General features: G+C 32.4%; 16 protein-coding genes. 11 read left to right on the top strand and 5 right to left on the bottom strand.

What is annotated here, in order from left to right:
- Positions 1-212: 212 nt before the first annotated feature.
- Together BMY33_RS22860 and BMY33_RS22855 are read right to left on the bottom strand one after the other, a co-directional pair.
- A complete protein-coding gene (locus BMY33_RS22860; protein WP_091412855.1) occupies positions 213-3,566 on the bottom strand; it encodes a starch-binding protein in 3,354 nt (1,117 codons plus the stop codon).
- A 454-nt stretch (positions 3,567-4,020) separates the two neighbouring features.
- The gene (locus BMY33_RS22855; RefSeq protein ID WP_091412853.1) at positions 4,021-6,351 is read right to left on the bottom strand and encodes an ATP-dependent helicase; all 2,331 of its coding nucleotides are present in this window, start codon (positions 6,349-6,351) and stop codon (positions 4,021-4,023) included.
- Positions 6,352-6,626: 275 nt separating this feature from the next.
- On the opposite strand from BMY33_RS22855, the gene BMY33_RS22850 reads away from it, so the two are divergent.
- The 10 genes from BMY33_RS22850 to BMY33_RS23945 all read left to right on the top strand — a co-directional run bounded on the left by BMY33_RS22850 (position 6,627) and on the right by BMY33_RS23945 (position 18,927).
- Positions 6,627-6,914, top strand: a complete 288-nt coding sequence (locus BMY33_RS22850) for a hypothetical protein (RefSeq protein ID WP_091412851.1) — start codon at positions 6,627-6,629, stop codon at positions 6,912-6,914.
- 190 nt (positions 6,915-7,104) lie between these two features.
- The gene (locus tag BMY33_RS22845) at positions 7,105-9,480 is read left to right on the top strand and encodes an Ig-like domain-containing protein (protein ID WP_091412849.1); all 2,376 of its coding nucleotides are present in this window, start codon (positions 7,105-7,107) and stop codon (positions 9,478-9,480) included.
- A gap of 135 nt (positions 9,481-9,615) precedes the next feature.
- Positions 9,616-10,152, top strand: coding sequence for a DsrE family protein (locus BMY33_RS22840; RefSeq protein WP_170837160.1), 537 nt, complete (start codon positions 9,616-9,618; stop codon positions 10,150-10,152).
- Between the two features lie 13 nt (positions 10,153-10,165).
- A complete protein-coding gene (locus BMY33_RS22835; RefSeq protein ID WP_091412844.1) occupies positions 10,166-11,449 on the top strand; it encodes an amidohydrolase in 1,284 nt (427 codons plus the stop codon).
- Positions 11,450-11,460: 11 nt separating this feature from the next.
- Positions 11,461-13,035, top strand: a complete 1,575-nt coding sequence (locus BMY33_RS22830) for an FMN-binding glutamate synthase family protein (protein WP_091412842.1) — start codon at positions 11,461-11,463, stop codon at positions 13,033-13,035.
- Between the two features lie 14 nt (positions 13,036-13,049).
- Positions 13,050-13,568 carry a DUF7935 family protein gene (locus BMY33_RS22825; protein ID WP_091412840.1) on the top strand — a complete coding sequence of 173 codons (519 nt, stop codon included), beginning with the start codon at positions 13,050-13,052 and terminating at the stop codon, positions 13,566-13,568.
- A gap of 97 nt (positions 13,569-13,665) precedes the next feature.
- A complete protein-coding gene (locus BMY33_RS22820; protein ID WP_091412839.1) occupies positions 13,666-14,022 on the top strand; it encodes a bleomycin resistance protein in 357 nt (118 codons plus the stop codon).
- Positions 14,023-14,184: 162 nt separating this feature from the next.
- Positions 14,185-14,838, top strand: a complete 654-nt coding sequence (locus BMY33_RS22815) for a hypothetical protein (protein WP_091412837.1) — start codon at positions 14,185-14,187, stop codon at positions 14,836-14,838.
- A 35-nt stretch (positions 14,839-14,873) separates the two neighbouring features.
- Entirely contained in the window at positions 14,874-15,653 is a 780-nt protein-coding gene (locus BMY33_RS22810; RefSeq protein ID WP_091412835.1) for a hypothetical protein, read from the top strand.
- A 409-nt stretch (positions 15,654-16,062) separates the two neighbouring features.
- The gene (locus BMY33_RS23945) at positions 16,063-18,927 is read left to right on the top strand and encodes a PKD domain-containing protein (RefSeq protein ID WP_091412834.1); all 2,865 of its coding nucleotides are present in this window, start codon (positions 16,063-16,065) and stop codon (positions 18,925-18,927) included.
- 146 nt (positions 18,928-19,073) lie between these two features.
- Here the strand turns inward: BMY33_RS23945 and BMY33_RS22800 are convergent, their stop codons facing one another.
- The 3 genes from BMY33_RS22800 to BMY33_RS22790 are packed head-to-tail and all read right to left on the bottom strand — an operon-like array spanning position 19,074 to position 23,028.
- Complete coding sequence (locus BMY33_RS22800; protein ID WP_091412832.1) at positions 19,074-19,997, bottom strand: patatin-like phospholipase family protein; 924 nt, start codon at positions 19,995-19,997, stop codon at positions 19,074-19,076.
- Between the two features lie 8 nt (positions 19,998-20,005).
- Positions 20,006-20,899, bottom strand: a complete 894-nt coding sequence (locus BMY33_RS22795; protein WP_091412830.1) for a patatin-like phospholipase family protein — start codon at positions 20,897-20,899, stop codon at positions 20,006-20,008.
- An 8-nt stretch (positions 20,900-20,907) separates the two neighbouring features.
- Complete coding sequence (locus BMY33_RS22790; RefSeq protein ID WP_091412912.1) at positions 20,908-23,028, bottom strand: M1 family metallopeptidase; 2,121 nt, start codon at positions 23,026-23,028, stop codon at positions 20,908-20,910.
- A gap of 102 nt (positions 23,029-23,130) precedes the next feature.
- On the opposite strand from BMY33_RS22790, the gene recG reads away from it, so the two are divergent.
- Positions 23,131-25,233: an ATP-dependent DNA helicase RecG gene (gene recG, locus BMY33_RS22785; protein ID WP_091412910.1), complete on the top strand. Its 2,103-nt coding sequence runs from the start codon at positions 23,131-23,133 to the stop codon at positions 25,231-25,233.
- The last annotated feature ends 37 nt before the right edge of the window (positions 25,234-25,270 follow it).

The following is a 25,270-nucleotide window of genomic DNA, read 5'->3' as shown; positions in this document are numbered from 1 at the left end:
TTCAAAACGCGTGCCAAACTTTTAAAAACTAAAACACAACAAAAACAAACACCTGTAAAACAAATAATTACATCGTTAAAAAAAATATTTCGCCATTACTACATTAACTTAAAAAAAAGTATTTCTTTTAAAACATTCTTGATATTTAACACAAAAAACCTGTTAAGGAATGTCCTTAACAGGTTTCTATTTACTTCAGTAAACTGATCAATCTATTTAACCATTTTCATCACCTTTACATCCTTATCAGAAACTATCTTTAAAAGATAAATTCCTTTAGGAAGGTTTGCTGTATTCATGGTTACTGTATTTGTTTTGTTATCCTTTACAAGTGCAGTATTCGTATTTTTTCCTCCAAGATCAAATATTTCTATACTAACATGATTATCTTTCATATTTCCAGTAAAAGATAATGTCAAGGATTCAGTAAAAGGATTCGGCCAGGCTTTTACTAGCTGTAATGTATCCTTTACTGGAACTTTCTCAGAAACAGATCTTTTAATATCATCTACGGATGGACACTCATTTGGACAGCTATCAAACCATTGGTTATCATACCAACCATCACTAGTTCTAAATACGTCATCACTTTGTGACTCTCCATTATCATTAAAAACGATTCCTACCTCAACAGATTCATCAATTACATAAGAATACCAAGGAGATCCAACAATTTCATTCATCTCTATACCAGGCCAAGTAGGAGCTCCAGGTATCGAAGTGTTTGCATTTTTATCATACACATAAATAAAAGCGGTATTCCAAGAAGAAGGTTTTTTAAAATAAACATCAAATGAAGTATCAACAATTACTCCTGGACATTCCGAAGGGCAAGTATCTGTCCAACTGTTATTATACCAACCATCTGTAGTTCTAAACAAATCATCAGTCTGAGATCCTCCGTTATCATTAAAAACAATACCAACCTCAACAGATTCTTCAATTGTATAAGAATACCAAGGAGAATCATTTAGTTGAGTCATTTGTATTCCTGGCCAAGCAGGAAAACCTGGAATTGTAGTATTTGCATTTTTATCATATAGATAAATATATGCAGCACTCCAACTATCAGGTTTTCTGAAATTAACCGTATATCCTGTCGTATCTTGGATAGTATAATCATTGCTAATTACCGCAGAGTTTCCTGTATTATTTATCGCAATTGCATTTAACACTGTAACTCCTACAGCAGCTACTGTAAAAGATCCTGAATACTGTGTACTTGTAGCATCTGGAATTGATCCATCCAATGTATAATATATTACTCCAGAATTGGTAGCACTCATACTTATATCTACACTTCCATTAAATGTACCAGAACCAGGGGAAACTGTTAATACAGGAGGTTGTGAAACAGTAGGACATTCACTCGGACAACTATCATACCATTGGTTATCATACCAACCTTCTGTAACTCTTGTTAAATCATCTGTTTGATCTCCTCCATTATCATTGAAAACAATACCAACCTGTACATCCTGATCAATGTTATAAGTAAACCAAGGAGTTCCTAATACACTATCCATTTCTTCTCCTGGCCAAGCTGGAAATCCAGGCAGTGCATCCCCAGTGTTTTGATTAAATAGATAAACATTAGCGGATGACCAACTTGATGGTTTTTTGAAATAGACATCAAACGGTTCTCCATCACCTATTACATAGTTACGTGTAATAACTTCTGATTCATTTCCTTCAGTATCGATAGCTATCGCTTTTATAGTAGTCGTATTACTTATACCAAAAGATGAAGAATACAAAGTACTTCCCGCGGTAGGATTAGAATTATCAGTAGTATAGAAAATAGATGTATTTGCTCCTGAAGCGGATGTCGCACTCATTGTAACAGACACAGCCTCAGTAAAAACTCCTGAAACTGGATTTACAGATAATGTAACGTTATCTGGTTGTGTTGTCGAAACAGGAGTTCCTATCAATACCAAGCCAAAATCAGTACCAAAATTTACCGTCCCTCCAGAAACTGTAGCTATATTTCCTGAAAAATAATCCTTTAATTGTGTTCCATTCGACCACATGCCAAAAACATCTAAAGAACCATTAAAATCTCCATCATTTCCTGAATACACTAACGTTTTATCTGAACCTTCTGCTCCATTATATTCTCTTTTAAAAGTATACGGGCTATCCTGTAATTTACTATGTCTTCCTCCTCCTACAGAAAGGTGTTCTCTTCTAAACCTTCCTAGTTTTTCAAAATGTTTTAATGTCAAAAACGCCTTAGAATTAGGGTTAGATAATTCATTGAAATTCATATTCGAACGTAAAGTAGCATCTCCAAATGCTCCCCCACCAGGAGTTAAAGTTCTTGCTGTCTCATCTCCATAATAAATTTGAGCGGGACCAGGTGTGAGCAATAATTTTGTCCCTGCTTCAAAAGTTCTTGTTCTTTCGCGATCAAAAACTTCTTCCGTATCATGATTAGCTAAAAAATTTAAAGAACTTTTTCCATTACCTAATTGATTAAAAAGTAAATTATCATATTTATTAAAAATATTTTCTAAACCATCATTAGCATTAAATCGAAATTCGAAATTAATTAGATTATCAAATCCATTGTCATAGTAGTCCACATTAAAACCATCCCCAGTAAATCTTCTTCCCATGCTCGGAGCCATATAGTTAAAAATCTCACCCGTCATCCAGAAATCTTTATCATCGATCTTTTTATCTGGATTATTATTCTTCCATTCTCTTAGAGCGATACGGCCTTCTTCTTCTAATTCTTTCCAAACAAATTCTTCTACGTGTTTTACAGTATCTACTCTAAAACCATCTACTCCAAATTTTCTTACGTAATCAGTTAACCACTTAATTATATATTGTCTTGGAGAGCGCGATTTTCCAGTTCTATTAAAAAAATCATTCAACTCCGCTTCTTCTTCTCCTCTTCTTCCTTCATTACTCCATTTATCCAATAACCAACCCGGCAAACCAACATTGTTATTTGATTCTGTAAGTATATCTGGTAAATTATCAACTAACTCGCATGGAATATTACCTCCTGGACCTTGAAAATTACAAGTCGGGTCCCTACGAACCCATTCATTAGGCCATGATTGATCTGCAGAATTATCTGGACCAACATGATTTAAAACCACATCCATAATAACTCTTATACCGTGCTCATGAGAAACATCAACAAATTGTCTAAAAAGATCTTCAGATCCTAAATTTTGGTCTATTGTAGTCCAATCTTTTGCCCAGTATCCATGAAAAGCATATCCGGCATCACCTATAGAGCCATGAATATTTTCATAAGGTGGTGTAATCCATATAGCGCTAACTCCTAAATCATCAAAATACCCTTCATTTAATTTATTAATCAACCCTTGAAGATCACCTCCTTCAAAACTTCTTAGTGCTGGTCCGTTTCTTTGCCTTCCATAAGAAAAATCATTAGACGGATCTCCATTTTCAAAACGATCTGTTAAAACAAAATATACATTAGCATTCTCCCAAGCAAATGGAAGGTCTTTATCCGATTGTGCTGTTCCTAATTTGGGCAGTAATAGATAGAATAACAACCCCCATAAAATTGTCTGTTTCATAATTAAAAGTGTTTGTGTTTGTGTTAAAATGATTGAGGGAAAAATCCCTTTTTGTGTAAAATATTCAAACGTTATAGTAAAGATGTTTAAAAAAACTCTTCGCTATCACAAACAGACAATCTTTTTTGTTACGCAAACGTTTGAGTGTTAATATTTAACTACAATAGAGTTAAAAAAATGAAGAATGATTAAAAAATTAGCACATAAATTGACAAGTATCCTGCTTTGTTAACTCAAAGATCTAATTCCAAAAATTCCTTAGAAAAGAAATTGGTTTTTCAAAGATTCCTCTATTTATGCAGTTATCAATTAACAAGTTCTAAAAAAAGTAGTATCGATGAGAGGTACTAAATAATACATGCTTAAACATTACAGAAGGTTACACACAAACTACTAAAAATCAATAAAAAGCCATATGAAATAGCTCATAATCATAAAAGAAAAACTGAAAGTATTAACTTATCACCTTTAACTTTGCAAATCTTAGTAAAAGCTTTTTGATACCTCCATTCTCAAAGTTAATTTCTGCTTTTTTGTCTTGCCCTACTCCTTCTAATTGAAGAACTTTTCCTTTTCCAAAACGCATATGCTCTACAATAGTTCCTGGTACTAAATCCCCATCAAAAAGATTTGTTTTAGGAGTACTTGTTGTTCCATTAGACACAGGTCTTAATTTTCGAAGTTTACGTAATTGTTCTTCCGAAGGTTTATGAGAAACAGGAGGTGATCCAGAAATTGGTTTTTTAAGCCTTAATTTACTTTTATCTACATCTCCAAAAATATCAGTATCGACTAGAGGTTTATAACGATAAGTATCGACTGGAGTGATATATTCTAAGTATTGATCATCAATTTCTTCTATAAAACGGCTAGGTTCTGCATCTACTAGTTTCCCCCATCGATAGCGAGATTGTGTATAAGTCAAATAGGCCTGCTTCTCTGCTCTTGTAAGTGCTACATAAAATAGTCTTCGTTCCTCTTCTAACTCTGATCGGGTATTCATACTCATCCCAGAAGGAAACAAATCCTCTTCCATACCTACAATGTACACATAAGGAAACTCTAATCCTTTTGCTAAATGGATAGTCATTAAAGCTACTCTATCATCATCTCCAGTATCTTGGTCTAAATCTGTTGCTAACGCCACATCTTCCAAAAACTCGGCTAAAGTTCCTGTCTCGTCCGCTAATTCTTTTTGTTCTTCTACAAAATCGCGAATACCGTTTAATAGCTCTTCTATATTTTCTATTCGTGCTATTCCTTCAGGTGTACCATCTTTTTTAAGTTCTTGTAGTAATCCAGTATTTTTAGCTACCATTTCGGATAACACAAAGGCATCAGAAGTTTGATTAGTTACCTGAAAACTCTTGATCATATTCATAAAGTTTTCAAGTCTGGTCTTTGTGCCACTGTTAATCTTAAGATTAATACGATCTAAGTTTTCGATAATTTCAAAAATAGATCGATCATAATGATTGGCAGCTACTACCAATTTATCCACAGTCGTAGCTCCTATTCCTCTTGCTGGATAATTGATAACTCGTTTTAAGGCTTCTTCATCTTTTGGATTAATAATCAATCTGAGATAAGCCAAAACATCTTTGATCTCTTTTCTTTGATAAAAAGATAATCCACCGTAAATTCTGTATTTAATATCTCTTTTCCGAAGTGCGTCTTCCATTGCTCGAGACTGCGCATTTGTTCTATACAAAATAGCAAATTGACCATTCGTCAACTGATGTTGCATTTGATTTTCAAAAATAGAACTTGCTACATATCGACCTTCGTCTCCATCGGTTAACAATCGGTTTACTAAAATTTTAGGTCCAGGATCATTAGCCGTCCAAACAACTTTATCAAGTTTTGTTTTATTTTTATCAATTATAGAGTTAGCAGCCTCCACTATATTTTTAGTGGATCGATAATTTTGCTCTAATCGATACTGTTGCACATTATCATAATCCTTTTGAAAATTAAGGATGTTATTAATATTAGCACCTCTAAAAGCATAAATACTCTGCGCATCATCTCCAACCACACAGATATTCTGAAACTTATCAGATAAAGCCTTTACAATTAAATATTGTGAATGATTTGTATCTTGGTACTCATCAACCAATATATATCTAAAACGATTCTGATATTTTGCTAATACATCAGGAAAACGATTTAATAATTCATTCGTTTTCAGTAACAAATCATCAAAATCCATAGCCCCAGCTTTAAAACAACGATCTACATAATGTTGATAAATTTCTCCCATTCGAGGCCTTTTTGCCATGGCATCAGCTTCTACTAATTCAGGGTTCTGAAAATATGCTTTTACTGTTATTAAACTATTTTTATATGAAGAAATACGAGACTGTACCTGTTTATACTTATAGATATCTTTATCTAATCCCATCTCTTTAATTACAGAAGAAATTAATCGCTGAGAATCCTGTGTATCATAAATTGTAAAATTAGAAGGGTATCCTAACTTATCAGCTTCTATTCTTAAAATTTTAGCAAAAATAGAATGAAATGTTCCCATCCATAGATTCTTTGCTTCACTTGCTCCAACAATATCAGCAATACGTTTCTTCATTTCACGCGCTGCCTTATTTGTAAAAGTTAGGGATAAGATGTTAAATGAATCTACTCCTTGATCCATCAAATAAGCGATCCTAAAAGTAAGAACCCTAGTTTTTCCAGATCCAGCACCAGCAATAACAATCATTGGGCCATCCTTCTGTAGTACTGGAGCACGTTGCGCATCATTCAATCCTGCTAAATATTCTTCCAAGTTTTCTTTATTTTATAAGCTTCGAAATTTAAGTAAACTATCTATTTTATTGAACTAATATTAATGATACTTATAAACAAATCATTAACGTTTTAACGATATTATAATTGGTTCAGGATAAACACGAAATGAGATCTATTTCTTATGTTGTTAATATCTTTTTAAGTAAAAATATCGTTGAAATGCTGTTTTTTTAAGACAAAATGCATATATTTAGCATAACTAGTAATCTAAAAAGATTATTTAAGCCCCAAAATTAACCTAATTTTTTTACTATGTCCCCAAACATAAATGTCCAGTCTATAGAAAAAGAACAAATTAAATTCCTAACATTCCCAAAAGAAGATGTTCTTAATAAAAGAAAAGATCAAATAGATAGAATTCTAGAATTACAAAGAGCACTATCATTAGGAAATTTAGAACGCCAAAAGGTGAAAATTGTATTTGTCGATAATAAAGGTTTAAAAAAAGTAGAAACCACTATCTGGGGAATTACTGATAAGGAAGTAATTCTCAAACAGGCTACTATAATCCCTTTAGAAAGAATAATAAGTATCTCTTAAAAATTTAAGTGTTATTGCCATGAAAGCTCTCAATATTTTCTTAATGATGTATTGAGAGTTTTTATTTATCAAATTTTATACAATAAACATATTTTTAGGATGTTGTATTATTATCAATCTATGGTTACAGTATTGACAAAACAAAAACCAATAAACATTTATCAATCAATGATTTAATAAAAAATTAAAAATGACTAAAATCTACCTCAAAAATTTAATCCTATTCCTTTTTACAATTAGCACTTTTATTATTTCTGCCCAGGAAAATTCTCAACAATTAATTGCTAAAAACGCGGATGATCTTATTGAAAATCTTACAGCTAATAAATCTAAAGGATTTTCTATTTATTTAAATAAAAAAAACTCTTCTTTATCATTAACTACTAAAATAGAAAAGACACAAAACGATCAAACCACTTACATTGGTAGTATTAATAATGAAAAACTATCAACTTTTGCGCTATTCAAGACAAAAAATCAAATAGAAGGTACTTTAGTACTTAGAAATAAAAAAACTGGTTATAAAATTTTCACAAATGATCTTGGAAAAGTATACATAAAAGAAGTTGATATTAATTCTCTAGTTTGTATAGACTTTGAAGCAACTAAAGAAGAAAATCAGTTAAACAAAAACGATACGTCTTCGAGAATGCCTCCTCAACTAGAGAGTCTTCCTGGAGCACCTGGAATTATTTATTTAGATTTTGATGGAGAAGTAGTTTCTGGTACTCGCTGGGTTAATGGTGGTACGATTAATGCAGTATCTCCAAATTTTTCTGATCAAAAAATAACGGATGTTTGGAAAATAATGGCTGAAGATTTTAGAGCATTTAATTTAAATGTTACTACTAGAAGAGATTTATATGATGCGGCTCCACAAAACAAACGAATGATGTGTATTTTTACTCCTACCAATGATGCTGCTCCGGGATCAGGTGGTGTTGCATATTTAGGTTCTTTTTCTTCTACCAGAACGGATGATCCATGTTGGATATATAATTTATCTACAAGAGCTGCAGGAGAAACTGGATCACATGAAGTTGGACATACACTAAGGTTAGGTCATGATGGTAGACCTGGAGAAGAATATTATGCTGGTCACGGACAATGGTCTCCTATTATGGGATGGAGTGCTAGCAAACCTATAGGTCATTGGAGTATGGGGGAATATGACGATGCTGTCCAACAACAAGATGACATAGAAATTATCGCGGGGTCACAAAATGGAATAGGTTTTAGAGAGGATGATCATAAAGATGTTCTTGCAGAAGCAACTCCGATTCTGGTGGATACTGATGGGAATGTAAGCTCTAGTCAAAATTATGGTTTCATACATAATCGTAATGATAAAGATATATTTTCTTTTGTAATTGAAACTGGGAATGTATCTTTTAACTTTAACCCTAACCCTGATCACCCTAACCTTAATATACAAGCTCGTATTCTTAATGGTATTGGAGAAGAGATTGCTGCTTCGGATCCTTCTGGTCTTAGTGCTAATATCGATTTAGATCTTACCTTTGGTACATATTTTATAGAAATTGACGGTGTTGGTGAAGGTAATTTAAGTAATGGATATTCTGATTATTCTTCTATAGGTAATTATTATATTTCCGGAAAATACATTCCAGGAGACAATAACCAACCTCCTATCGCTAATTTTGAGGCAGCCACTAATTGTTCTACAGTTAATTTTAATAGTACTACAATAAATAATGTAAGTGCATATACATGGGATTTTGGAGATGGAAATACTTCTACAGAACAAAATCCAACTCATACCTATATCAATAGTGGCACATATACTGTTTCTCTTACCACAGCTAACAGTGCTGGTGAAGATACTAGACAGAGAGGTGATTTCATCGTTATTAATATTCCCCAACAACCCGTTGGTCAAGACCAGAGTATTTGTATTGGTGAATCCGCCTCATTAACTGTTACCGGAAATAGTGAATTCGAATGGTATGATACACCGACTGGTGGTAACCCACTATATACAGGAACAACTTTCGAAGCAACTGCATTACAAACAAGTCAGACATATTATGTATCAGGATCGTTTGATAATTGTACTACTAATACGAGAACAGTTATAAATGTAATTGTTGAAGAAAACCCACAACCACCTACTATTGAAATTCCGGACACTAAAAATCTTACAGTAGATTCTGCATATTCGCAATATCAATGGTATTTTAACGGAGCAATTATTACTGGTGCTAATGATTCTCAATATACACCTGATCAAATTGGAGAATATAGCGTAGAGGTTTTTAATGAAACTGGTTGTAACGCGATTTCCTCTGTATTCTCTGTCGATTTATCTCAATTAAATTTAAGTCAAGGAAGTAGTGTTTTTAATTTCTATCCAAACCCTACAATAGATATACTAAAAATCGATGGGCTTACTATTAATGAAAGAGATATTAGAATTGTGAACACTTCTGGACAAGTTGTTATTAATACGATCATACAACCAGAAGTAGACTTAACTAAATTATCTAGTGGTCTTTATATACTTCTTATTAATAATAAATCAGTTGGAAAATTCGTCAAACTATAAATAAAATAAAAACCTCTTTTAAAAGCATATTTCTATTAATAAGAAATATGCTTTTTTATTTAGACAGATCAAAAACACATTTTAACTTTCCTTTAATAGATTTTTGAATATCTTTAGAAACCAAAAATTTTAAGCTTGAAACATACATTTTTATTTCTCCTCATTGTACTACCAGGAATACTTTTTTGTCAAAAAGAATCCAAAAAAGGAACTATCATCACGGAATATGGAAAAACTTATGAAGTTAAAAACCCAGATTTCAAGACTGATTTAGATACTGATTTAAAAGCTGTTTTTGATGTAGGAAGATCGTTCGGAGATAGCACTAAACTAAATCCTCTTATCAATACCGCTGCAAGATATCTTAATATGCACGCAAGCGTTGGAGTGTCCGAAAAGAATCTTAAAGTTGCATTGGTAATACACGGAAGTGCTGCTAATGATATTTTAAATAATGAAAAATATAAATCCAAATTCGGTATCAATAACCCTAATACTTCTTTGATATCTGCACTAACAGAAAAAGGAGTTCAGATTATTCTCTGTGGACAAACTGCTGCTCATAGAAATATCTCAAAATCTGACACGCATCCAAATATAAAATTTGCACTATCGGCAATGACTGCTTTAGTGCAATTACAAAATAAAAACTACAGACTCATCAATTTTTAACTCAACGTATAATATGAAAAACAATATACTAATCGTCATACTTTTATTATGTTGCAGTATACAAGCACAAGAAATAAATCCTGATATAAATTCTATGTCAGAACAAGTAGAAAATAAAGTTATAGAGTGGAGAAGAGATTTTCATCAAAATCCAGAACTCTCTAATCGAGAGTTTGAAACTGCAAAAAAGATTGCAAAGCATCTAAAAGATCTAGGTTTCGAAGTAACAGAAAATGTAGCTAAAACTGGAGTAGTAGGCATTCTAAAAGGAGACCAAGAAGGAAAAGTAGTTGCTTTAAGAGCAGATATTGATGCGCTTCCGGTAACCGAACGAGCGGATGTACCCTTTAAATCAACAGTGAAAACAACTTTTTTAGGTACAGAAGTTGGAGTAAGTCATGCTTGTGGGCACGATACGCATACTGCAATTCTTATGGGAGTAGCAGAAGTTTTAAGTAAAAACAAAGAAAAGATAAAAGGTACTGTTAAATTTATTTTTCAACCAGCAGAAGAAGGCCCTCCACCAGGAGAAGAAGGCGGAGCAAAATTGATGATTAAAGAAGGGGTTCTTAAAAACCCAGATGTAGATGCAATTTTTGGGCTTCATATAAACTCTGGAACACCTGTAGGGATGATACGCTATAAGCCAGGAGGAACAATGGCTGCAGTTGAGCGTTTTGTAATAGATGTAAAAGGAAAACAAACTCACGGATCTGCACCATGGACGGGAGTTGATCCTATTTTAATTTCGGCAAAAATCATCGATGGTTTACAAACCATTATTAGTAGAGAATCTCCTTTAGTAAACGAAGCAGCTGTCATCACTGTCGGTAAGATTACAAGTGGAGTACGTTTTAATATCATTCCGGAAAGTGCTGAGATGATAGGAACTGTAAGAACTCTTGATACAGAAATGCGTAAAAAGATTATACGTCGTATGAATGAAATGGTTCCCGCAATTGCCAAAGCTTATGGAGGCGAAGCAACCATAACATTTCAGAACAATACCTCTATTACCTATAATGATCCAACTCTTGTAGCGCAAATGCTTCCGACTATAGAAGGAATTGCTGGAAAAGAAAATGTAATTTTATCAAAAGCCACTACAGGAGGTGAGGATTTTTCTTATTTTCAAGAAGTTGTTCCAGGTTTTTACTTCTTTCTAGGAGGAATGCCTCTTAATACAAATAAAGCTGCATCGCATCATACACCTGACTTTTATATAGATGAAAGTGGTTTGTTATTAGGTGTAAAAGTAATGTCACAATTAACATTAGACTATTTAAACGCTCAATAATTTAATTTATAATGGATACTGTATTAAATTTTATTAGTTCGATATCTTGGTGGATGTGGATTTTAATTGCACTAGCATTCGTAGCAATTAGAGATATATTTTTCAACAAAAAACATACGGTAAGTCATAATTTTCCAATTGTAGGCCATCTTAGATATCTTTTAGAAAGTATTGGTCCGGAAATGAGACAATACTTTGTGGCAAATAATAGAGAGGAACTTCCTTTTAATAGAATAGAAAGAGGGTGGGTATATGCATCGTCTAAGAATGAAAATAATTATGAAGGATTTGGGACTGACAGGGATATCTATCAACACCAACATATTTTTGTAAAAAACTGTATGATTCCTTTTCAGATGGAGAAGGATCATCCTAATAAACTTGATAAAACCTTTTTGCCTTGCGCAAAAGTAATGGGAGTATATAATCAACGTAAAAAACCATATCGTCCTGCTTCTGCAATCAATGTTTCTGCAATGAGTTATGGTTCTCTATCTGCTCGCGCTATTGATTCTCTTAATGTTGGGGTAAAAAAAGCTGGTGCATATCATAACACAGGAGAAGGTGGATTATCACCGTATCATAGTAATGGAGGTGATGTCGTTTTCCATTTTGGTACAGGTTATTTTGGTGTTCGTGGCGAAGACGGAAATTTCTCTATGGAAAAAATGAAGACTTTGGTGGAAGAAAATCCATTTATCAAAGCTATCGAAATAAAACTCTCTCAAGGAGCAAAACCTGGTAAAGGAGGTGTATTACCTGGTGCAAAAATCACTTCTGAGATTGCAAAAATTAGAGGTGTAGAAATTGGTAAAGATGTATTATCTCCATCAACGCATAAAGCTTTTAAAGATGTACCAGGGTTATTACAACTCATTGAAGATATTGCTTCAGAAACTGGTTTGCCAGTTGGTATTAAAGCGGCAATCGGGAAAACCGAACAATGGGAATTACTTGCTGAATTGATGGTAAAAACCAATCGAGGACCTGATTTTATTACCATAGATGGTGGTGAAGGAGGAACTGGTGCTGCTCCTCCAAGTTTTGCCGATCATGTGTCCTTACCATGGATTTATGGTTTTAGTGCTATTTATAAAATATTCCAAAAACACAATCTAACCGATAGAGTTGTTTTTATTGGTAGTGGAAAATTAGGGTTTCCTGCTAAGGCCGCGATGGCATTTGCTATGGGAGTTGATTGTATCAACGTTGCTAGAGAAGCGATGATGAGTATTGGTTGTATACAAGCACAAATCTGTCATACCAATAAATGTCCGGCCGGTGTTGCTACGCAAAGTAAATGGTTACAAAAAGGAATTAATGTGCCGCTTAAATCTGATCGATTAGCGCAGTATTTTAAATCATTTAGAAAAGAACTCATAGAGATCACACATGCTTCAGGATATGAGCACCCTTCCCAATTTACAATGAAGGATATTGATGTCAATGTGGACGATGGAGAACTCACCAAAACTTTAGAAGACTCTTTTAAATATAGTAAGACACCTGTAGAATTTACGTGTACTCAAGATTTAAAAGATTGTTCTCATCTTGGCGGGCATTACAAAGAAACAAATCATAAATAATAAAAATAATATACATGGATATAGAAATTATACCTTTATTAATATCATTAATACCTTCCCTCTTCATTACCATATTAGCACTTTTTTATTTTAAAACACATACAGATAATGAAGAAAAAAGAAGAAGATATTTATTACATAAAGAAAATCAAAAACAAGCACTCCCTCTAAGATTACAGGCTTATGAACGCATGGCGTTATTTTTAGAGAGAATTTCTCCCGGTAAATTATTACTTAGAACTCCTCCAGTAGATGAAGATAAAAAAAGCTACGAATCATTATTGGTAAACACAATTGAACAAGAGTTTGATCATAATCTTACACAGCAGATTTACATTTCTGATGAATGCTGGAATATAGTAAAAGCAGCCAAAAATGGCACTATTGCTGTTATTCGTAAAACAGTAATGCAAGAAGATATAAATTCTGCTACTAAAATGAGAGAAATGATCCTAACGGAGATAATAGAAAAAGGTTCGCCAAGTGATAAAGCTTTATCCGCTATTAAAACGGAAGTAGAAGATTTATTTTAATATTTCTGGAAAACTCCAGATATAAGATTAGTTGGTAATTCTAAGTATACAGATATAAATGAAAATAAGAAATCACTAAAATTAATATTCAAAAGTTATGTTGGTTGACATTAACCCTAAACTACCCATGCGTAATAAAGGCATTACAAAAGAATTCTATATTAGAAAATTAGGATTTAGGGAATATGGAGATACTGACTACACTGAATATTTAATGCTAGAAAAAGATCAAATACAAATTCACTTCTTTGAATTTAAGAAACTTAAACCCAAAAAGAATTATGGGCAAGTTTATATTAGAACAAATGAAATAGAACTGTTTTATCAAAAATTATTAGATAATAATGTTAGTATACACCCAAACGGAAAATTAGAATCTAAACATTGGGGGCAAAAGGAATTTTCAATTCTTGACCCAGATAATAATCTATTGACATTTGGCCAAAGTATTTAGAATAAGTACGCTCGGAATTAATGAATAGCTGTATAACATTTTCTTTTTTTTAGCTAAAACATTGATTGACAATAAAATAATTTATAAATGAAATTGAAATTATATCTAAACAGAGTCATGTTTCTTTTTCTTATGCTATTGCTGTTTTTTATATCAAATTCAATGAAAAACATAACGGGTCCATCTTCAGTTGAATCTAGAATTATACCAATTTCAATTAATACAAAAGGAGAAATACTTTGTAAAACACGTTTTACAAAAAATGAAATGGGAGCCTATAGTCCAATGAAAATTCAATATGGGTTTTGTATTATTACAAAAGATACTATCATCGAATTTAAAACTAAAGTTATTGAACCTACTCCCGAAGATTCCTATTACGAACAAAAAAACTATTGGGATACTATATTTAAATCTGAAACTAACGAGCAACAATTAACTGAGATAAATAAAGTTGTTTTAAAAAATAAATACAACTTTTCATTCATGGATATAAACACCTTCAAAACAAATAAAATTTTGTCTATTTCTGATTTCGAAAAAACTAAAAACACTTCGTTAAATAATAACAGACAAAAAGGATTGCTTGGTGCCCATAGTAAAGCGTATTTTAGTGATAGAAAAATTCATGTATTATATGAATTTAATAACATCTTTATTCTTGATAACAATAATGATTTTGATAAAAATGAATTAGCCTTGGGAGCCGATTTTGATTATCATAATTCGCTAAATATTCAGGCAGATAGTAACAGTAACAATATTAGTTTGGGATTTGATATTAGTGAAGTAACTGGCATATTAGTAATTAAATAATTCTTTCGACATCTATTTTTAAATAAAAAGAAGTAATGAAAAAAATACTTTTAGGAATATTAATTATAATGCATTTTGAGTGTGTTGGTCAGAACAAAGAAAAAGTTGCAAACAAGGAAAATCATTATATCGATACTACTAAAATTTCTAATCAAATAAAGACAGATTATTTACGGACACTAAAAGAATTAAAGCTAAACACCGATTCTTCTAAAAGTTATGAAACCGTAAAAAATAGTATCCAGCAGCAAAAAACAGCGTCTAAAGAATTATCTACTGACACTTTATCAAGTTTGTTTACACTTTCTTTACTTAATCGAATAATACCATTCTGGGAAGATACAGAGTGGTCTTTTGAGGGACATACATCAATCCCTAAGAGAGGAAAAATTGCATGTGGATATTTTGTTTCTACAACACTAAAACATGCAGGTGTAAACCTAAATCGATATAAATTAGCCCAGCAAAGCCCTATTAATGAAGCTAAAACACTGGCGCTAAAGACAGAGATCATTAAAGTTGCAGAAAATTCTATGGCTCAAAATATATCCAAAATTCGATCAAGTTTAAACGATGGTATTCATTTTATCGGATTTGATGCTAGTCACGTTGGATATATCCTAAAAATAAAAGGCCAATTATATTTAATTCATTCAAATTATATTGATTCTAAAGGAGTAGAGATAGAAAAAATAGAAAACTCAGAAGTTTTTGCTTCCTATTCTATCTATTACATAACCGAACTAAGCACAAATAAACACCTTCTAAAAAGCTGGGTTCACGAGCGTGAAATCCCAATAATTACTACTAAATAAAATATATTTTTTCATAAAACTAAGCAACAAACAAAACATTGAAAATCAATGTTTTAAACACAATACATACTTATTTTACTCTCCTATTTAGTATAAGAAAAATCTTTTTTTATAATATTGATTCTAGTATAAATACTAAAAGATTCTTTTTTTTGTTATCAAACATATGTTTTACATAGTAAAACAACATTACATACTCGTGTGTTTGATGAATTTGTGTAGAAGACTCCAGACAACCTTCTAAACAAAGCGTTCCCAAACCAGAATATATTATCGGAAGCTATTCATCATTCTTCCTCCTATTAGCTCATGAGTATTTATAAATATCGGGAAAACCATGTTTTCTTGATCAGCAAGTCATTTGTATAAGTGAATCAAACCGTTATCAACAAATTCAATACCTAGTCAAATGAAAAAAATTGCACTCTTAAAAACTAAAACCCAACGTAGAACTAAACAGCAGGCATACAACTCAGTAAAACTGTTAAGTTCGTTTGTATTCTTATTCTTTTATGTTACTATAATATTTTCTCAAGAAAACAAATCATATCATCTTGGAAATGAAAAAGCTTTTACCCAAACATTTTGGAATAAAAAATCAGATCAAGTTACTCTTAATGTATCAAAAGATTTGTCCTATAAAGGATTGATCACAAAAAAAGAAGGAAATCTAGACACATACTCCATTATTGGAAGTATCAATAATGATGACACCTCTACATTTCATATTACAAAACAAAAAAATATTATTTCAGGACACATTATATTATACAAAGAAAAAATAGCGTACCGTTATTATTCAGACGATATAAACACCGTTCTTATTCAAGAAATTGATATTCATAAAGTCTTATGTGTAGATTTCGAAAAAATAAATTCAAAAGAAGTAGCTATTAACAATGCTTCTGCGAGAGCTCCTATATTATCTAGTCTTCCTGGATCTGCATATACCGTATATTTAGATTTTGATGGCGAAGTAGTTAGTGATACCTGGTGGGTTAATGGAGGTACTATTAATGCACAACCAACTGGATATAGCGATGCTAAAATCACAGAAATATGGAGAATTATGGCCGAAGATTTCAGGCCTTTTGATATTAATATTACTACAGATAGAGCTACCTTCGAAAATACTCCGATTAACCAGAGGATGATGTGCATTTTCACACCTACCACTGATGCAGCTCCAGGATCCGGAGGAGTTGCCTATCTGAATTCTTTTTCTAATACTAGCATAGATAATCCATGTTGGGTATACAACAATGGAACTAGATCAGCCGGAGAAACAGGATCACATGAAGTTGGTCATACTCTAGGATTATCACATGATGGAGTTCCTGGAAACCAATATTATGCCGGTCACAGCGATTGGAGTCCAATTATGGGATGGAGTGCTAGTAAACCAATAGGTCAATGGAGTAAAGGAGAATATGATAATGCTATCACACAGGAGGATGATATGGCCATAATATCAGGTAATAGAAATGGTTTTGGTTATAAAGAAGATGATCACGCAGATGTAATATCTGAAGCTACACCAATTCAACTTAGCGCAGATAACACAATTAATCCAGCATTACACGAAGCTTTGATCTCTACAAAAGAAGATATCGATATATTTTCTTTTATTACTTCTGGTGGTGAAGTAAATTTTAATTTTGATGTAGATCCGTATTACCCAAACCTTAATATACAAGCCAGAATTATTAGTGGAACAGGAGAAGAACTAGCTATCTCTAACACTACCAATAATCTTGGTGCTAGTATCAATACTACGTTGGCTGGTGGAACTTATTTTATAGAAATTGATGGTGTTGGTGAGGGAAATGTTTCTAATGGATATTCTGACTATGCCTCTGTTGGTTTTTATGAGATTTCAGGATCATATACTCCTGGAAACAATAACCAACCTCCTATTGCAAATTTTGAAGCATCCATAGATTGTGATCAAGTTAGTTTTAGCAATACCTCAATTAATACGGTAACTTCATTCTCTTGGGATTTCGGTGATGGAACTACTTCTGTCGAGCAAAATCCAACTCATATGTATACACAGAATGGTGTATATACTGTATCATTAACAGCTACTAATACTGTCGGAGAAGATACTAATACCAAGGAAAATCTTATTACCATAAATATAGCATCATTACCCGAAAACATAAACCAATCTATATGTTCTGGAGATACTACCACCGTAACCGCATCAGGTAGTACTGGATATATATGGTATGATTCTGCGGATAGTAATACAGCTATTGCCACCGGTGTTACTTTAGATATTTCTAACATTACCGAAGATCAAACATTTTATGTTGCCGGTACTACAGAACCTATTACATCGGCTATAACTGGTATACAAGATATCCCTTCTAACTCTGGAGATATTCATCAAGGAGGATTCAATCTAGTATTTGATGTAGACCAACCTATTATTCTAAAAAAAGCAAAAGTGGTAGCGCAAGGCTCCGGAAATAGAACATTACAACTAATTGATGCAACTGGAACTATTTTAGAAACTAAAACTATAAATATTCCTGATGGAGAAAACATTATTAATATCAACATGAATATTCCTGCTGGATCAGATTTAGAAATAGGTTTTCTAGAAGAAGCTAATCTATTTCGAAGTAATCAGGGCATAAATTATCCATATATAGTCGAAAATATAATTAACATTAAGAGAAGTTCTGCTACTACTGCTCCAGAAGGATTTTATTACTATTTATACAACTGGGAGATTTCTACTTTAGGCGGATGTAAAACTACAGAACGTGCTGTGGTAGAAATAAATATCTCAGATGCTCCGGCATCACCAACAATGAATGTGAACGCAGAAACAAATGAAATTTCGGTCGTAGAAAACTATTCATCATACCAATGGTATTTTGATAATCAAGTTATAGAAAATGCTACTTCGTCTAGTTATATAGCAGAGGAAACAGGAACCTATAACCTAGAAGTTTTTAATAATATAGGCTGTAGTACTTTTTCAGAAAACATTGAAATTCAGTCTTTATCTACTGTAGATCTCGAATCTCCAGAAAATCAAATCACCTTATACCCTAACCCAACTCGCGAAATATTGAACATAGATGGAATATCTAATTTAGAGGATAAATATTCTCTAAAAATCGTAAATAGTCTAGGGCAAACAATCATGAATCGATCTGATATCCCTGATACATTAAATACTAGTTCTCTTCCTGAAGGATTATATTTCTTACTAATTAATAATAAATTAGTAGATCGATTTATTAAAACAGTAAATTAAATACAGATCATATTAATACAAAAACTATTAATACGATAGTTCATTTCTAACAGTCATACACAGTTTATATGGATTTATAACGTGAATCCAAAACCAATAAGCTTTGTATGACTGTTTATAGTAATAGTATAAATATATCTGAACAATTATCCAGCCATATCTATATCTTTCAATTTGTTTTCTTCAGCCTGTTTTGCTTTTTCTGCGGCATACTCAAAGCCTTGTTGCCACCAATTACGCATCAATTTTTTATTAAAGACCAATGAATTTTCCGTCAACTTAGAAGGTGTATAATATAAATTGAGTACTACATCTTTATTTTTTGCAGCCAGTTTACCAAGTACAGTATCATGGCCTTCTACCTGATCAAACATAAAACTAAATAAGTTGACCATTAATGAAAAAGGGTTTTTACCTAACACCTTATTATGTTCCATATTCTCAGATTCTAGAATAACTGCATCTACTTCTGTAGCTCCTCTTTTAATCGCTTCTCTAATAGGCACCATAGATCCAAAACCTCCATCGGCATATTCGCAACCGTTTTTGGTAACTAAACTCATAAAAGGAACGTAATTACAAGAGATCCAAATCCAATCACAAAAATCTTCATATGAGAAATCTTTAATTGATTTATACTCTGTAGTATTTTTTGTTAAGTTAGATACTGTTACAACGATATCTTCAACCTTCTTTTTAGCAAGTTCAAACTCTATTTCAGAAAAATTTCTACGTATATTTCTTCTTAGGTTTTTACTTTCTCCAAAGGTCCTTTTTCGTTTTAAAAATTGTACAACCGTATTAAAGAAATTAATAGAAACAAATTCTCTATTTCCTTTTTTTCTAGTTCTAAAAGGATTGACGCTAAAAATAGTATTTTGATTTACATTAGTATAGATATCATAGACTTTATCTACATTTCCCAATGCTAATTGTGGTATCAACAGACTTCCTGTTGATGTTCCTAGAAAGAGGTCATATTTTCTACCTTCTTCCTGCATTAAATACTGAGCTACACCTCCTGCGTATGCCCCTTTACTTCCTCCTCCAGATATGACTAATGCGCGCATATGCTTTTCTATAATCTATTTGATTTATTTTTTTCTTTAGCAAACTCATACCCTTTCTTCCACCATTTTTTCATTTTCTCTTTTTCAAAAATCAATGAATTTGTAGTTAGTACCGTTGGTGTAAAATACAGATCCATAGCCACATCCTTTCTTGTGGCTATAAATTTACCGATTCTAATATTTTGATGTTCTATAGTATCCATCATAAAATCTACCATACTAGTAATTAAGGTAAATGGGTTCTTAGTAGGCATTCGATTAAGATAATTAATTTCTGTTTCTAATACGATTACATCCACTTCTGTTGCGCCTCTTCGGATAGCCTCTTCTATTGGCACCATTGATCCTAATCCACCATCTACATAATCACAACCATTTTTTCTTACCAAACTCATAAATGGAGGATAATTACAGGAAATCCATATCCATTCACAGTATTCTTGGTATGAACATTCTTTAATTGATTTATATTCTACTTCATTAGTGGATAAGTTTGTTACTGTAATAACTACATCTTTATCTATTTCTTTAATCTTATTAAAATACGTTTCTGTAACAGATTCCTTGATGAGATCTCTCAGGTTTCTACTATCACCAAAAGATTTATTTCCTTTGATTAAATTTCGGAATACATTAAAATGATTAATAGTAATCTCATTATATCCTCTCTTTCTTTTTATAATGAATGGACAATTTCTAAAGATGGATGATTGATTGACCGAAGTATAAACCTTTTTTATTTCTTGTATTTTAGAAAGTGCTAAATGTGAGATTAAAAGACTACCCGTAGATGTACCTACATATAAATCGTACTCCCTTTCTAAATCCTGAATTAAATATTGTGCCACACCACCTGCAAAAGCTCCTTTACTTCCTCCTCCGGAAATTACTAATGCACGCATATGCTAATTTATGGGGTTAATTTCTTTTCTAAAAAATCTTGTTGCCTCTTTGGCAAATTATTCTTTAAATCTACATATTTCTTTTGAAACTTTGGATTCTTCAAAAGGTTATCTAAAATTTTCCGACAAAAGTTTCTAAATCTCCAATTATAATGTACTGCTCCATCCACTAAATCCACAAGAGATTGATCAGAAAATGCCTGAAGGCTTTCCAGATATGTAAATGCATTCTCACGAGTACTAAAGTGATGTATTGAAGATGAATATCCTGATAATTCTTTATAAAACTCTTGATGCTTTTCACTTTGATATTCCTTAGTACTTAGTGCCAAGACTAGCCATAAAATTCTTACATTTTTATCATGAAAACCTATAACATCTTTGGTTTGCTCTAAATACCTACTTCGTTCTGATGGGAAATTAGCCCATAAATGATATAATGCAGGTTCTATAGTTGCATATGATTGATCATCTAGCAGGGATTCATATTGTTTTTTTAAACCACTTGGAATAGTACTCATCGTATTTGCAATCGCTTGTCTCACAAAAATATTATTCGTTTCAAAAGCTTTTGTATATAAAGCCATTGCCTCTTGCGATGTATCTCCTTCTAACTGATAGATTACTTCCTGACCTAAATATTCATTGATAGGGAAATCTAATGCTGTAGCTAATGTCCCCCATTTTCCCGCTATAGGCTGCGTGCGTTCTGCTGCTAGACTTAAGTATTTTTTGATAAAGGTAGAAGTAGTTAATATATCTAATGCTTCCTGAGAAGGAAACGCTATAGCCTCTAACCATATTTTTTGATAATCAGATAAATCCTCACCACTAATTTCTTCAGCAATATTAATAAAATCAGATGTAGTTACATTGCCAAATTTATACTTCTCTAAATAATTGTGGATTGTTACTTTAAAATGAGCATCCCCGATAGTATTTTTAAGTGCGTGTAATGCCCAAGCACCACGTTGATAAAATGTTAGAGAGCTTGCTTTAGGATTTAATAAAGCCGTAGCATCATCAGCTTTTGCTTGTTCTGTAAGTTGTTCTGCACTTTCATATAGTTTATACTGAAAATACTCTTCTCCAAAAATCTCTCTTTCCGCCAATAGGGCAAAATAAGTAGCAAAACCTTCTTGGAGCCAGTGATGTTTCCCTTCTGATTCTGTCACCAAATCACCAAACCATTGATGTGCTAATTCATGAGCATTGACATTAATATAATTACGATCATTAAAACCAATATTATCAACTACAAAAGCATCAGAAAAAATAGTTGTTCCCGTATTTTCCATTCCTGCATATAAAAAATCTTTAACAGGGATTTGTTTATAATTTTGCCAAGGAAAGGCATAACCAATCTCTTTTTCCAGAAAATCAAACATTTTTTTACTATGCTTATAGGTAGACTCGAACTTATCTTTATCCTCCAGATAATAATACATCTCTAAAGGAATACCACTTTCTGAGGTTTCTACAACTTTCTCATATTTCCCTATGGCCAATGCTAACAAATAACTGCTCATAGGCTGTTTCATATCATACTCCCATTGCTGGATAGAATCATTTATCACCTGTTTATTAACCAATTTACCATTAGCTATTACCTCATAGTCTATATCATAATTAATCGTTAAATCAAATATCACTTTCTCATTCATATCATCAAAACTTGGTAACCAGTTAGATGTATATTTTCCTTGTCCTTGGGTCCAGACTTGATCGTTTCCTTGATAGTCTTTAAGAAAGTAAAGTGCTTTTTGGGGAACAGCTATATACTGTATTTCTAATGTTTGTTCAGAACCTGGTTTAAAATCGGAAGTGATTTCTATTTTTTTATTATCATAAGTTATCGCTACTTTTTTTCCATCCAATAAAACATTCATAATTTGCATTTTCTGTGCATCAATAAAAATGGATTTTGTTGGTTGCATTACCTTAAAAGTATAAGTTACTCTTCCTTCTACTTTTTTATAATTTGCATCTAGGAATACATTTATATTCCCTGTTAAAAAATCTACAGAAGGGTATTCCTTTTTATTATTTATTAATAAACCGGTATCTGCTTGTTGTGCATTGATTCCAAAAGAAACAAAGCCTATAATTAGAAATAAAATAAATCGCATATCATTCAATAATCAAACGTTCTGCCAAAATAACGATTTTAGTATCGTTATGTGGCAAATTTTACGTTGAAGATTTTTGTGATTAATAGTATCTTCGCTATAATGAATCCTAATATCTTACAAACTCCTATCGATTATCTAAAAGGTGTCGGACCATCTAGGGCAGATTTATTGCGAACAGAATTAGGTGTGCATACCTATCAGGATTTAGTAAACTTATTTCCCAACAGATATATTGACAAAACCAATTATTACAAGATTAATGAATTACAACGTACTTCTGCAGAAGTGCAAATGGTTGGTAAAATTGTTCATATCAAAATGGTAGAACAAAAACGCGGAAAACGATTGGTTGCCAAATTTATTGACGATACAGGAGAAATGGAACTCGTATGGTTTAGAGGACATAAATGGATCAAAGAAAATATAAAGCTTAATATACCTTATGTAATTTTTGGTAAAACTAAATACTACAACGGTTTTAGTATGCCACATCCCGAAATGGAATTACTTTCTGAACACGAAAAAAACCTGAAGGTAATGATGCAACCTGTATATCCTTCTACAGAAAAACTATCCAATAGAGGCATTACAAATCGCGTATTAAGTAAGATGATGCAGCAATTATTTCTGGATACCAAAGCACGATTTTATGATACACTTTCTGAAGAAATACGGTCTGAACTAAAACTGATTCATAAAAGTGAAGCAATACTTAACATTCACTTTCCTAAGAATCAAGAATTATTGGCTAAGGCACAATACCGATTAAAATTCGAAGAATTATTTTACATACAATTACAATTGATTACCAAAAAGCTAATTCGCAAACAAAAAATCAAAGGATTTCCTTTTACAGAGGTTGGTGATCATTTTACTAATTTCTATAATAATCATCTCCCTTTTGAACTAACCAATGCTCAGAAAAGGGTGATTAAAGAAATTCGAAAAGATATTGGTAGTAGCGCACAGATGAATCGCTTATTACAAGGTGATGTTGGCTCCGGAAAAACAATTGTAGCATTAATGACTACACTATTAGCGATAGACAATGATTTTCAGGCATGTTTAATGGCTCCTACTGCTATTTTAGCCAATCAACATTATCAAGGAATAGTAGAACTAACCAAAGATCTGAATATTAATGTAAGATTATTGATGGGAAGTTCTAAAGCAAAAGAACGCAGAGAAATCCATCAAGAATTAGAAGACGGTACATTACATATCCTTATTGGTACCCATGCCGTATTAGAAGATAAAGTAAAGTTTAAAAATTTAGGTCTAGCTATCATAGATGAGCAACATCGTTTTGGGGTAGCGCAACGCTCTAAACTCTGGCATAAAAACACCTATCCTCCTCATATTTTGGTAATGACTGCTACACCTATTCCCAGAACATTAGCTATGAGTTTATATGGAGATCTAGATATTTCTGTTATTGATGAATTACCACCAGGAAGAAAATCCATTAAAACTGTACATCGCTATGATAGTAACCGTTTAAAGGTTTTTAAATTTATTGCTGATGAGATCCAAAAAGGGAGACAAGTATATGTGGTATATCCATTAATTCAGGAATCAGAAGCTTTGGATTATAAGGATTTAATGGATGGGTATGAAAGTATTGCACGCTCCTTCCCTACTCCAGATTATCAAATATCTATTGTACATGGAAAAATGAAACCAGCGGACAAAGATTATGAAATGGAACGTTTTGTAAAAGGAGAAACCAATATTATGGTTGCTACTACAGTCATAGAGGTTGGAGTTAATGTACCTAATGCTAGTGTGATGATTATAGAAAGTGCAGAACGTTTTGGATTATCTCAATTGCATCAATTGCGTGGACGCGTAGGTCGTGGCGCAGAACAAAGTTTTTGTATTCTAATGACCAGTTTTAAACTATCCTCTGATAGTAAAACAAGGTTAGAAACGATGGTGCGCACCAATGATGGTTTTGATATTGCAGAAGTGGATCTAAAACTAAGAGGTCCAGGAGATATCATGGGCACTCAACAAAGTGGAGTTCTTAACCTTAAAATAGCAGATATCGTAAGAGATAATGATATACTAAAGACTGCAAGATATTATGCTATGAAAATTCTAAAAGAAGATCCCTCTTTATCTCTAGAAAAAAATAAGATATTATTGTTTACCTATCAACAACTAGCTAAACATAAAAACATTTGGAATTACATAAGCTAGATCAATAAATACTTCGGTGATTATATTGTTCACTTGG

Origin of the sequence: Aquimarina amphilecti, from assembly GCF_900109375.1 — a bacterium.
Lineage (GTDB): Bacteria > Bacteroidota > Bacteroidia > Flavobacteriales > Flavobacteriaceae > Aquimarina > Aquimarina amphilecti.
This window is presented reverse-complemented; position numbering and strand designations above follow the sequence as displayed.

Excerpts from the sequence above, each read along its gene's own strand:
- BMY33_RS22860 (WP_091412855.1), bottom strand. The coding sequence starts at position 3,566 with ATGAAACAGACAATTTTATGGGGGTTGTTATTCTATCTATTACTGCCC.
- BMY33_RS22850 (WP_091412851.1), top strand. The coding sequence starts at position 6,627 with ATGTCCCCAAACATAAATGTCCAGTCTATAGAAAAAGAACAAATTAAA.
- BMY33_RS22845 (WP_091412849.1), top strand. The coding sequence starts at position 7,105 with ATGACTAAAATCTACCTCAAAAATTTAATCCTATTCCTTTTTACAATT.
- BMY33_RS22835 (WP_091412844.1), top strand. The coding sequence starts at position 10,166 with ATGAAAAACAATATACTAATCGTCATACTTTTATTATGTTGCAGTATA.
- BMY33_RS22830 (WP_091412842.1), top strand. The coding sequence starts at position 11,461 with ATGGATACTGTATTAAATTTTATTAGTTCGATATCTTGGTGGATGTGG.
- BMY33_RS22825 (WP_091412840.1), top strand. The coding sequence starts at position 13,050 with ATGGATATAGAAATTATACCTTTATTAATATCATTAATACCTTCCCTC.
- BMY33_RS22820 (WP_091412839.1), top strand. The coding sequence starts at position 13,666 with ATGTTGGTTGACATTAACCCTAAACTACCCATGCGTAATAAAGGCATT.
- BMY33_RS22815 (WP_091412837.1), top strand. The coding sequence starts at position 14,185 with ATGAAAAACATAACGGGTCCATCTTCAGTTGAATCTAGAATTATACCA.
- BMY33_RS22810 (WP_091412835.1), top strand. The coding sequence starts at position 14,874 with ATGAAAAAAATACTTTTAGGAATATTAATTATAATGCATTTTGAGTGT.
- BMY33_RS23945 (WP_091412834.1), top strand. The coding sequence starts at position 16,063 with ATGAAAAAAATTGCACTCTTAAAAACTAAAACCCAACGTAGAACTAAA.
- BMY33_RS22800 (WP_091412832.1), bottom strand. The coding sequence starts at position 19,997 with ATGCGCGCATTAGTCATATCTGGAGGAGGAAGTAAAGGGGCATACGCA.
- BMY33_RS22795 (WP_091412830.1), bottom strand. The coding sequence starts at position 20,899 with ATGCGTGCATTAGTAATTTCCGGAGGAGGAAGTAAAGGAGCTTTTGCA.
- BMY33_RS22790 (WP_091412912.1), bottom strand. The coding sequence starts at position 23,028 with ATGCGATTTATTTTATTTCTAATTATAGGCTTTGTTTCTTTTGGAATC.
- recG (WP_091412910.1), top strand. The coding sequence starts at position 23,131 with ATGAATCCTAATATCTTACAAACTCCTATCGATTATCTAAAAGGTGTC.